This window comes from Bacillus sp. ABA4_010 (assembly GCF_056159105.1).
In genome coordinates, this window is sequence record NZ_JBSWUN010000004.1 from 256,754 (window position 1) to 269,084 (window position 12,331).

A 12,331-nucleotide genomic window follows, 5' to 3' on the forward strand; every position below is an offset into this window, starting at 1 on the left:
GTTCTTAAAGACTAAAAAACAGGCGGAATGGCCTGTTTTTAGTTTGTCGTTTTATTCAAATGATTCATAACTCGTACGAGCATCACACAAAGCTGGGCACGTGTAACAGACTCGTTTGGGCGAAACGATTGGCCTGTTGAGAAAATCCCTAACTTCACAAGCTGCTGAATCTCTCGGTAAGCATGATGAGAAGGTGAGACATCTTGAAAGTGATGGTGAGACAATGAGACAGTTGGCTGTAAGGCACGTGCTAGCATGAGTGCTATTTGCGCTCGTGTTAATGTTCCATCTGGCTGAAACTGGTTCCCGTATCCTTTAATGATTCCTTGTTCATAGGCAGAGAAAACAGAAAGGAATCCTGGCATCTCGAGCGGGACATCTTGAAAAGGTGCGTTCAAGGAATAAGGAGCGTCCCACTGAAACAGTCTGTTTAGCATTATGACCGCATGGCGGCGGGAGATGGAGGAGTTTGGCCGAAACGTTCCGTCGCCGTAGCCGTTCACAATCCCTAATGCTGCCGCTTGTTCAATTTCCTCGTATGCCCAGAAAGAAGAAGGGACATCTTGGAAAAATTTCGTTTGCGTTGTTTCTTCTCCAACTTTAACGGTCCCATCAGCCGTTATCGTTTGACTCGAATTTGTCGTGATGACTGTCACTGTCTGCCCTTGAATAAGAGGGAAGTCGGTGGTCATGATGGAATCGGTGACGAGCCAGCTGTTTTGAAGTTGATCATCAGCAAACAGCCATGCTCGTTGTCCGAAAAGCCCTGAAGAAAAGCCAATAAGTTGGGACGATTTAGGTAATGGCTGATTGCTTTTAATTGTGAGCCATTCAATTGCTTCGGTTACGTTCGCCGACAGTTTCCGTGCGTCTTCAACTTGAAGAAGGCCGTAACCGGTATATGGGTCTGCTCCTTGTTCGCCAATGTCCTTAGAAGAACGGACGAGCGCATGGCGAAGGGAGATTGCATCCATCTCGGGGTATTCTGTTTTTAATAAAGCAGCTGCTCCGCTTACATAAGGGGCAGCAAGCGAGGTGCCACGTCTCGTTTCATATCGGTTATGTGTATACGTGCTGATAATATTAGCGCCAGGTGCGCTTAAATCAATGTCCCACCCATAATTGGCGATGGGGATTGGTTTTTGTTCTTTTGTTGTTCCAGTTACGGTCAACACTCCTGGGTACGAGGCGGGATAAATACCGCTCGTCTTCGTTTCGTGATTACCCGCCGCAGCTACAAGGAGAATCCCTGCATTCACGGCATCCATCACGGCTTTTCGTAGCATCATCGTTTCACCTTTTCCCGCAAGGCTCATATTAATAATGTCCACTTCTTGCTCCATGGCATCATAAATGGCTTGGCTAATGTCGAAATCATCGCCGTTTCCTGATTGATCGAGCACCTTCAATGGAATGATGTCGACAGGTGCATTGCCCAAAATGCCAGTAATCCCTTTTTCATTATGACCGCAAGCGGCCAATACGCCTGTCACAAATGTCCCGTGACCAAACCGGTCTTCAGCGTACGGAAGAGCTTCAGCGTAATCACGTCCAAGGCTGTGCAACACATTTCCGCAAAAATCTTCATGCGGGGAGATGCCCGAATCAATGACCGCAATTCTTACCGCGTTCGTTCCGTACAATTGAAAAGAAGGGGTCTTGCTCCAGGTTTCGGTTCCCTCAATCTGGACATGAAGAGAGTGAAACATTTGCGTTTTTGGTAACAAAACGTCTATTATAGAAAGAGAACTTTCGTTTTCACCGAGCAAGTTTCCTTGCTCATCCCAAATTTTTACGGACCAAGGTCCTTCACTTTCACTTACTGTGACCGAGAGTCTAGATAACGGTTTATTATTCGTATGAATGATCCACTCTCCAGGGGAAAGAGGCTGCTCTTTATATCGGAATGTTTCTGCCCTGTTTTTATGACCAATAGTCATTCCACTTAGAGAATTGGGGGATACTTGTTTATACTTTTCGAGAGCCGGCAAGGCTTGAATGTCCCCAAGTCCCCATTGTTGAAAGGTGAACGGGTCATTGTAGGAAAGTAGTGAGCTCGCCTGTTTCTGTTTATTCGGCTCAATGTATTGAACAGCTGAAACGGATGCTAAAGCATGAATGTCTTCGGCGGTTGCCATGATTTTCATCTGCTGTTTTTCCTGCTTTAAAATTTGTATAGCAGATGACCGGATTGATTGAATGTCTGCCCCGTTTTGTAAGTGGACAATCCATTCCTGCTCTGCGGCTTTTGCCGTAAGGGGAGCAGATAAATAAGACAAAATGAGCCCAGCTAATAAGAAATAAACTTTCACTGTGTTCGTGCTCCTTGCGTAAAAGATGGTTATCTTTACTATAATCTATTTATCTACATAAATCATCGGTTATGGTAATGGAGAATTATATACAAAAAAAGACCTGTTCATCGAGAACAGGCCATCAACATGGTTTACCAACCAAAGGCTTACCACTATCATTATATGACGTACGAAGGGTAGATATCACTAAGAATTATGTGGTAAATTAGTTATTATATGGGCGTTCTTTTGAATATATGTAAGGTAAATGTGGATATTTCAGTAATAATAAAGAGAAATCGTTCTAGACAAATTGTGAAAAGTGGATGGGTGGTCTCATTTTATCCCGCATTAATAGGCAGTAAAACCCCCGCCACTGGAAGTTTCCTTTATAGTGGTCTAAAAATATTCTCTCGTTCGATAAATATTATTCGGGAAAAATTACCTGTTGAAATAAAATCGTCTTTCGTATTACATTATAGCTACCAACCGAGGTTTTTTGATAAGACAAATAACCTCGTTGCAAGCTATATTTGCATATAACTTGCGTTTGAAGCCTCCGTTTTATCGCGGAGGTTTTTTTACTGAAAAATCATAAACGCTTACTTTTTGTTTCGTATTTTAAGACACATCATTATTGAAGCGCTACTCAAAAAAGAAACCGCATTACGAATTTAAAATTATCGTCTTTGCGGTCTCCTCTTTCTATTGAAGGGTTTTGCTCCTTTTAAGCAAGTCAGTTATTTTAGAGGCAAGTACAAATCCGTTTCTTCTTCTACCTTTACTTTTCTGCTTTGTTTCACTCCACTTTTTGTCTTCTTTTCGGCATATACGGTCACAGATCCATCTGTTTTTACAGGACCGAACCCATTGATTTCTCCAATTTTAAGACCGGTATCCTGTCCGTTAACGAATAAATGAGCATTTTCTTCATTGGAGGACGGATAAATATATTGGCCTTCCAACTCTAAGTACACTTGTACTTTATTTTGAATCGATTTTGTCACATCCACTTTTTCAACGGTTTCGATTGTACCATAGGCTTTATTTGGTACTGCTTTGAATGTATAAATACCGGGAAACAACGATGATGTCACAGCTGTGTCATTTGCTGACTGAATGGTATCAATTTTTTTACTGCCGATGTATAGGTCAACATTTTCAAAGTTGGTCGATAAGTAAGCTTTGTATGTTTCCATTTGCAGCTCGTACCGATCGAAAAAGAGCCATGTTCGTCCATTTTGTTTTAGTGAAATAAATGGTTTAACTGCCTTGTTAATATAAGAAGGGCCGTCTAAGTAGGATGCATGCAAATCTTTCAATATTTGCTCATAGCCTGCTTGATCTCTCGTTAAATATGAAACAAATGCTTTCGCGTCTTCTTCGGTGGCAGTCAGTTCATCTTGTGCATCATTCATCACATCGGCAATATACTTGTAATCCTCATTGGCGACTGCTTCTTCAAGACGCTGAACAATACGTTCTGGTTTCGACAACTGTGCGCCAATGATATAAATAATTAAAAGAATACATACTATCAAGGCGACAAACGAATAGAGAGGCGGCTTTTGTTTCGGATCTCTTTGTAGAGCCCGCTTATTCTCCAAACGTGAACGAGACGCACGTTCTTTCGACGATGTTCCCGATCCGGTAGCATACATATAAGAGCGCTGTCTGGCAGTTGAGTGCCTTTCTTCTATATAATGTTCCATAACTTCTTCCCTTTCTCCCTCATCCCGCTGCAATGAGCGATGTAACCTTTATATTGTACCAACCATTAATCTAGCAAATTGTCCAATCATTGTATAGACATTCTATCTATATTTTACTTTATAGTTCAACATCGCTTTATTTAATGTAAGGGTGTTTAAAAGGGATTATTCAGACCTCTTAGAACCAACCCTCGAACTTTCTAAATCGATATATTTCGTTTTCCGAAGAGATGTGATATGATTTTGTTGTGAAAATACATAATTTTCAAATAAAAACAAAGGGGAACAAGGGGATGAAAAAACAAATTCAAGTGCTGCTGACTGTATTGGTGCTGTTACTGTCCGTTTTCCTGCCAAACAGTGCTACATGGGCATTGTCGCAGCAAGGGGGAAAAACGCTTCAAGTCAGTCAATCGCTTCTTTCAATGACAGAAGCAAGAGATGTGACGGTAGAGGTCGATTTAGGCTATGAAGCTGATTTATCAGAAATTGAATGGTCATTTGGTGGCAAGCCGCTAAATGCTTGGAGAAAGTGGAACAAAGACAAAGGGGATTTTACAGGTCAGCCTTACATCACGTTTAAAGAAAGCCCTCATTACGTAGAAGGAACAACGACCATCAAAGCTGTTTTACACTTTGATTTATTGTTTGATACAAATGATTTATCACCTCGCAGTATTCGTGTTCAATATCCGCAGTTTATCAATCATTACGATTTAACGGTCAAAGATCCAGAGAGTGGGGAGGCAGCATCTGCTTCTTTAAAGCTGAATGTGTATGACAGCTATCGCCAATACGAGGAAATCAAGCCGGAAGTGGATCGGATCTTTGAAGAGAGAAAAGAAGGGCGTTATGCTGAGTATCAATCGATTGGACAAACAGTAGAAGGAAGAGACATGCATTTTGTCGTATTGGCAAAGAATGAGACCGCTGTTGACACGTATTTAAATAAGACATTACCGCAAGCGCTCGAAAACCCGGAGCAATTACAGAAAGATATTGAATCAGGAAAACTTGAAAACTATCAAGTACCCATTTGGTTTAACAATATCCACCCAGATGAAGCACCTGGTGTGGATGCGATGCTAGATTTACTGGAGACATTTGCGACTGAAGAAGTCGTGTCGTATGAAACCGTCGATGACCAAGGGAATCCACAAACAGTTACGTTAAATGTTAATGACGCCTTGGACAACTTTATTTTCATTTTTAATCTTGCTCATAACGCAGATGGACGCGTGAACAACACGAGACATAATGCGAATGGCTTTGATTTGAACCGTGACAATGGCTATCAAACGCAAAAAGAATCCGTGATTGTCACAGAGGAAATTGCGAAGTGGACGCCATTAACATTTTTAGATTTACATGGATTTGTGAAAGGCTTTTTAATTGAGCCGTGTACACCACCGCATAACCCGAATTTTGAGTATGATTTATTAATGGATGGCATGATTGACCATGCTCATGCGATGGGAAAAGCGGGGATTGCCAACACAGCGTATGAGAAATATGAAATTCCGTTGTTGGACTATGAAAATGGCTGGGATGATGCGACGACCGCTTATACCGCGATGTATGCGATGTTCCACGGAGCGATAGGACATACAGTTGAAATTCCAGAGTTGAATGAAGAGTCGAATGAAGCGTTAATTTATGCAAGCTTCGGTGCAGTTAAATATGCGCTTGAACATAAAGAAACATTATATATGAATCAATTAGAAGTGTTTAAACGCGGTGTGAACGGAGAAGACAACAAAGCGGTAGATGAGTGGCTCGTTAACCAAGACGGCAAGGTCATTGGTCGTGACCGTGAAAAAAATCAAAGCTTCTTCCCAGATTATTATGTATTGCCAGTCAATGAAGGATTGCAAAAAAATGATTTAGAAGCTTATAACATGGTAGAATACTTGATTCGTAACGGCGTGAAAGTCGAACAGACGATAAAAGAGGTAACGGTTAAAGGAGTTAAGTATCCAGAAGGCTCCTTCATCGTTCCGATGCATCAAGCAAAACGCGGTCTTGCGAATGCAGTGTTAGCGGACGGAGAAGATGTTTCGGACTGGGAGGCCATGTATGATTCGGTTATTACAAACTTCCCGGATTTACGTGGATTTGATCGTTATGCCGTATACCAAAAGAATGCATTTAAAAATAAAGCCAATCCGATTATTGAAGTGGACAAGCCGTCTGTTCAGCTTGACAGTCAAGTGGCATCATATGTCGTCGGCAATACGAATAACGATGCAGTGAAGCTTGTCAATGAGTTGCTTGCAGAAGGGAAAGAGGTTCAATATATTACGGAAACAACGGGAGAACATCAAGCTGGTGATTTTGTCGTCATGACAAAGGATTTATCTCCTTACATGTCCACATATATGGTGGATGTTGCGCCTATTCAAGGTGAAATTGCCGCGAAGAAGCTAGAGAAGAAAGCAGTCTATGCGGCTGGAAGTGCAGCTTCCAAGTTTGTGTTGAAGGAACTTGGCTTTACGGTCGCGGAAGCAGCAGATAGTTCGCTCATTTTTGATGATCAAGGAAAAGCGAAAGTTGAAAAAGGGAAAACGTATATTTTATCAGGAGGCGGAGCGTTGCAGCACGTGAAAGACGAAAACATCGTTCCAGGTCTTGAGTATGGAAATACAGATTTTTATCATGAAGGTATTTTAAAAATGAACGTTACACCAAATCAGCTGTACACATCCGGTTATGGAGAGGAAGAGTGGCTGTACACAGCTTCTGGTACATGGGTAAAAGCTTTGCCGGTAGGAGCTGAAGCTTTGCTAGAGGTGAGCGGTGAAAAAGACTTTTATAAAGCCGGCTGGTGGCCTGGCAAAGAGCAAGTAAAAGGACAAATCATGGCATTTACGTGGGAGAATGATGATTATCATATCGTCGCTTATGCAAATGACTTAACTTTCCGTGCGCATACGAAGCAAAGCTATCGCTTCTTGTCCAACGCTATTTTTGCCAATTCGCTCGAACAAACAAAATAGGCTGGGTGTTTGCTCGTTTTTCGTTGAAAACACTCGCAAAAAGAAAGAGATATGCATAGATTGATGCATATCTCTTTCTTTTTGTGGGAAATAGGATAATAGGAGGTTATTTTGCTAGAAAGAGATTCTTTATAATAAAAGTAAAGATTATAAGAATGGAGGATGAAAAGAAATGAGAAAAGTAATCATCCTTTTTTTAACGATAGCATTCCTTTTAAATTTTGCAATTCATCCATCACACAGCATTGATACAGGAGTGATGGCGTATCAGGATTATGAAGAACAACTATATTGGTCTGAGCCGATTAAGTGGGCCGTTGACGAAGAAATTATAAAGGGGTATCAACATGAAGGGTTGCTAAAACCATATAACAACTTGACTGAAGCCCAATATTTAACGATGCTTTTTCGTTATTTGGCCCCACACGAAGAGGTTTCATCCTCATCATCGGACAAGCATTGGGCATTTAAACAATATGAATTGGCACAAAAATATCATCTTCCGGTAAATGGTGTTCAAGCAGCTGATGAACCGATTCGAAGAGGAACTACGGCTTTGCTGTTGGCGCAGGCAGTTACAGGGAAACAGATGACCGAAAAACAGGCGGTCCAGTGGCTCTATGATCAGCAGCTTTCGACTGGATATCCATCAAAGGAAGGCGTTTATCCAAAAACGTACGAGTCTTTCCATCCAGATGAATGGTTAACACGCGGACAAGGTGTGACATTTTTACATCGTTTTCATACAAGTAATGTGTCTAAAACGTTAAAAGTAGTAGAACAGCCGCTATTTTACTCAACGAGAAATTTTTCTGTTCATGGCATCGTCATTGGGGACGAACAATCTCAAGTAGAACACTATTTTGGAACTCCTCAGCGCAAAGGAATGAACGAGTACGGTGTAACATGGTCCACGTATCACCAAAACTATCAGCAATTCTACATGGTTGGTTATGCGGACGGAAAGGTAGCAGCGCTGTATACAAATCAAGATTTGTTCCATACTATAGATGGATTGAAAATAGGTGCTCCAAAGGCGACGGTCCGACAAATGTTAGGGTCTCCGCTTAAAATGATTCAAAAAAATCGGATGAACTATGTAATCGAAGATATGGAATACGATACGTATTTAGTGAATGATGCTTATGTCACCCTTTTTTATGACTTGCATAATAACGAACGCGTAAAGGCTGTACAATTAATTGAAAAGAGTACAGAACAAAAGAAACAAGGCTTCTACGGGAATGGAAGCGATGTTCTCCGTGAAGGCTTTGAATGGCAGTTGTTTGACTTAGTCAATGCTGAAAGAGTGAATGATGGCTTAACGGTTTTGAAGTGGCATAATCCTGTTTCAGGCACGGCTCGAAAACATAGTATGGATATGGCTCAAAACCAATATTTCAATCATCAAAACCTGCAAGGGCTGTCCCCATTTCAACGAATGGATCGAGATGGCATTTTATATTCTGCGGCAGGTGAAAACATTGCGATGGGCCAATTCAGTAGTATTTTTGCCCACGAAGCATTAATGAATTCCCTCGGTCACCGAAAAAATATTTTGAAGGAGAAGTGGACTCATTTAGGAGTAGGTGTAGCTTTTGATGGGAAATATCTTCCATATTATACCCAGAACTTTTTTACGCCGTAAATGAAACGACATATAGAAATGCGCGAGTGCTGATGCATCGCGCATTTTTTTATAGTTTATTAGTTTTTAGTTTATCTTAATATCAAGAATTTAAATTCCAAATTTTATTATTATATCATATTGATTCCATCTATTACAGGAATAACCGCTTTTTTTCTGAATGATGGCATGCTACTATTTGGATAGAAAGTTGCTCAAGCTTTTTCCGGTGCGGAAACAAGGCATTCTTTCATATTAATTTAACAATTACATTTGCTATCTAGTTAAATATGAAATAATCATAACTTAGGGGGATTTTCAACATGTCGAAAAACTATCGTAAATTCGTAGCAGGTACTGTAACAGCAGCTGTAGTAGCATCTGCAATTGCACCAGCAGCAAGCGCAGCATCTTTCTCTGATGTTCCAGCTGATCACCAATTTGCAGAAGCAATTGACGCTTTAGCAACAGAAGGAATTTTTGTTGGTAAAGATGGAGTGTTCGATGTGAACGGTGAATTAACTCGCCGTCAAGCAGCAGTTGTATTTGCTCGCTTAATCGAAGGTGAAGGCGAAATGGAACAAGTTTTCTCTGATGTTGCTTTAACGGATGCTGAGTTAACAAAAGCAGCTTACGAAGTAAATAAAGCTGGCGTTATGACTGGTTCTAACGGTAACTTAAATCCTTACGCAAAATTAACTCGTCAACAAATGGCGAAAATGATTGTTGAGCACTTTGACTTAACACATGTTGAAGGTTCTGACGTTGAAATTAAAGACTTAGACAAAGCTCATGAGAGTCAACGTGAATACATCCAAATTTTAGCAGAGAACGGTATCACTCAAGTTGCTGACGGAAATTTCCGCCCGACTGAAACAGTAAAACGCGGTCAATTTGCAGCGTTTGTTTACCGTGCGATGAATATTGAAGAAGAGGAAGTAGTTGTTGAGCAAGCAGTTGAGAGCGTAACAGCTATTTCAAAAACAGGTGTAGAAGTAGTATTACCAAAGGTGACAGAAGCGAAAGAAGACTTCACAATCGAAGTAGTTGACCCATCTGGCAACATTCACGAAGTAAAAGCGGTAAACCTTGAAATTGGCGAAACAGACATGACATTTGAATTTGTAACACCAGTTAGCGAAGTTGAATTAGGTATTTGGACAGTAGGCGGAGTGGAGTTTGATACAAAAGCTGTCGATGCAGTTGAAAAAGTAAACAGCGCTTCAAACCAAGTCGAACTTCTTAATGCTTTAAAATCTTCTTACTTCACGGATGTGAAAGAAGAATTAATCGTTGAGTACCAAACAGCTTTAGCAGCTACGCAAGCTGACGAGAAAGATTCTATTAAAGAAATTCAAGCTGTTATCAACAAAGTAAACGAAGATACAAAAACAGCAGAAGAGCAAGAGGCAATCTTAAAAGCTGTTAATGATGCGAAAAACCAAGTTGAGTTATTGAAAGCTCTTCAAGATTCTGGATTTAAACGCGTAAATGCATCTTGGATCGCTAGCTATGATGCATCTATCACAAATACAGAAGCTTCTGTAGAAGACATTCAAAATAAAATTGATGCTGACAACTTAACTGCAGTAAATGCAGCTATCACTGATGCAACAGATGAGTTAACATTAAGCAAAGTGACAGATGCACGTGCTTTAGTAAACTCTTACGTGAAAGACGATGTAGAAGGACAACCAGCAGTAAAAGCTCCTTTATTAGACACATTAGTGAAGCATGAAGCGGTTGTGAACGTTTCTTTAGCAACAACAAATGCTAAATTAGACAATGCATTAAAGCAACTTGCTGCTGTAGATGTCGACAACTTCGCTTATGAAACGGTTAACACATTAGAGTTAACAAACTACCGTAATGCAGTGACTGCTGCTGCTGTAGCTGCAAAAGATACGACTGCAGAAATTCAAACAATTGTGAACGACACGAACGTAGCGGCTGAAGCGACAGCTGTCCAAGCTTTTGCGAGTGTAACAGCTGACACAACAACAACTCAATTAAAAGAGTTATTTACAACATTAAACAACCGTTCTGACTTTGCATCAAAAGCATTTGATGTAACATCAGTAAACGATCAATTATTAGAGCAATACCGTACGGCAATTGTGGCAGCAGCTGCAGTAGATAAAGATGAAGCTACAGAAATCCAAGCCATTGTTACGACAGTGAACGCTCCAGAAGCAGCGCTTGATAGCATTGATGCAGCGATAACAGCTGATGAATTGTTAGCAGCTTTAAAAGATAAAACATTAAACTTCACAAAAGTTGTGGATGCAAACAAAGATGCGTACCACGCTGATCTTGCAGCATTCCAAACGGCTGCAGACAGCATGAATACAACAGTATCTGTACCAGCTGTTAAAGCAGTAGTAGACGCTGTAAATGCAAAAGTAGCTCTTAACGCGGCAACAACAGCTTCTGCTGCTAAAACTGCTGTAACAGACTTTGCAATTGCACAGAACGACACAGCTTATATCAATGCATCTTCTACAGTTAAATTAGAAGTAGCTGAGTTAGTTCTTGCAGCAAAACCAACTGCTGGCTATGCAGTTATTGCTGATGTAACAACTGAAATTGCTAACCAAATTACTGCTCAAGCAAACTTAGTGTCGGCAGTGAACGGAGCAACAACAATCTCTGCTGTTGATGCAGCTCTTGAAGCATTAAAGTATGACGCTTATACGAATTTAACGGCTGCTGAGCAGCTTGATGTAGCGGAAGCATTCTTGAATGCATTCCCAGTAGATGCGGATAACAACAAAGTTAACTACAAAACGTTAACAGCAATTAAAACAGATGTTGACAAAGCGATTGCTTCTGTAAACTAATGTAAACAACAAAGAAAGAACCAATCTATTTTATGAGATTGGTTCTTTCTTTGAAATTTGTTCGTAAAGAAAGGGTTGAAACAGTGGAACATCGAATTATTTCTACGGTAGGATCCCCGTTGATGGAACATAGTCTTATTTGCAATGCATCGTCATTTACGTTCACGTTAGCCATAAATGCGGAGGAGCTTTTTTATAGTATTTCAAGCACACTTGATGAATTAGAACATAGCATGGCGTTAGATGAACAGCAGATAAAAGAAGTGACGGATAAAATTTCCTTGCTGCCTCCCCGCTCGGATGAACAACTACAATGTGAATATAGAATAAGAGGCTTGCAAAAGTTACTCCAAGTACACAATGGGCTGCAAGCATTAAAGCAAACAGTAGACCGAAGTGAATGGCCAGGGAAGTTAATCAGACTGGAAAGAGCCCTAGATCAAGCATCTCGTGGCCTGTTGCGAGAACAATTGTCCGAGCAGTTGGAACGAGTAAAGATGATTGTTTCTTTTGTTCCTGTTGAGGAGCGAACAGAAGATCTCTTTGAAAATATGAAGACTGCTAAGACTGCTAAAGAACTAGATACCCTCTTATGTCAGTTCCGTTTAGAGCGCTATGTGAATTTAGGGAGAACGTTCCGTCTTCAAGCAGCCGAGCAATTTTTCGATTTCCGCAACACGTGTCAATCGCAAGAAGAGTTGAATCAGACTATGCTACCAATCATTGAAAAGTTTGAAAGGTTGAAGGCAAAGCAACCAAAGGTGGAAAAAAAGAAAGAGGATCCGATGTTCACGAGCGTTCTTTCATTAGGATAAGATCGGTGCCAGTCACCACCCTAAGCCTGTCGAAAAGTCTCATGGAG

At 40.7% G+C, this 12,331-nt stretch carries 6 protein-coding genes; 4 read left to right on the forward strand and 2 right to left on the reverse strand.

Annotated features, from left to right (window positions below; translation table 11 throughout):
• Positions 1 to 38: 38 nt before the first annotated feature.
• Together ACXAEO_RS20825 and ACXAEO_RS20830 are read right to left on the reverse strand one after the other, a co-directional pair.
• Positions 39 to 2,312 carry a S8 family peptidase gene (locus ACXAEO_RS20825; RefSeq protein ID WP_474884672.1) on the reverse strand — a complete coding sequence of 758 codons (2,274 nt, stop codon included), beginning with the start codon at positions 2,310 to 2,312 and terminating at the stop codon, positions 39 to 41.
• Positions 2,313 to 3,034: 722 nt separating this feature from the next.
• Entirely contained in the window at positions 3,035 to 4,006 is a 972-nt protein-coding gene (locus ACXAEO_RS20830) for a TcaA 3rd/4th domain-containing protein (protein WP_474884674.1), read from the reverse strand.
• Positions 4,007 to 4,299: 293 nt separating this feature from the next.
• Here ACXAEO_RS20830 and ACXAEO_RS20835 point away from each other — a divergent pair, with 293 nt between their 5' ends.
• The 4 genes from ACXAEO_RS20835 to ACXAEO_RS20850 all read left to right on the forward strand — a co-directional run bounded on the left by ACXAEO_RS20835 (position 4,300) and on the right by ACXAEO_RS20850 (position 12,284).
• On the forward strand, positions 4,300 to 7,002 hold the full coding sequence (locus ACXAEO_RS20835) for a M14 family metallopeptidase (RefSeq protein WP_474884676.1): 2,703 nt from the start codon (positions 4,300 to 4,302) through the stop codon (positions 7,000 to 7,002).
• A 172-nt stretch (positions 7,003 to 7,174) separates the two neighbouring features.
• Positions 7,175 to 8,650 carry a CAP-associated domain-containing protein gene (locus tag ACXAEO_RS20840; protein ID WP_474884677.1) on the forward strand — a complete coding sequence of 492 codons (1,476 nt, stop codon included), beginning with the start codon at positions 7,175 to 7,177 and terminating at the stop codon, positions 8,648 to 8,650.
• Between the two features lie 302 nt (positions 8,651 to 8,952).
• Positions 8,953 to 11,469 carry an S-layer homology domain-containing protein gene (locus ACXAEO_RS20845; RefSeq protein ID WP_474884679.1) on the forward strand — a complete coding sequence of 839 codons (2,517 nt, stop codon included), beginning with the start codon at positions 8,953 to 8,955 and terminating at the stop codon, positions 11,467 to 11,469.
• A gap of 83 nt (positions 11,470 to 11,552) precedes the next feature.
• The gene (locus tag ACXAEO_RS20850; protein ID WP_474884681.1) at positions 11,553 to 12,284 is read left to right on the forward strand and encodes a hypothetical protein; all 732 of its coding nucleotides are present in this window, start codon (positions 11,553 to 11,555) and stop codon (positions 12,282 to 12,284) included.
• The last annotated feature ends 47 nt before the right edge of the window (positions 12,285 to 12,331 follow it).

Coding starts and splice junctions, on each gene's coding strand:
- ACXAEO_RS20840 (WP_474884677.1), top strand. CDS start 7,175: ATGAGAAAAGTAATCATCCTTTTTTTAACGATAGCATTCCTTTTAAAT.
- ACXAEO_RS20845 (WP_474884679.1), top strand. CDS start 8,953: ATGTCGAAAAACTATCGTAAATTCGTAGCAGGTACTGTAACAGCAGCT.
- ACXAEO_RS20830 (WP_474884674.1), bottom strand. CDS start 4,006: ATGGAACATTATATAGAAGAAAGGCACTCAACTGCCAGACAGCGCTCT.
- ACXAEO_RS20835 (WP_474884676.1), top strand. CDS start 4,300: ATGAAAAAACAAATTCAAGTGCTGCTGACTGTATTGGTGCTGTTACTG.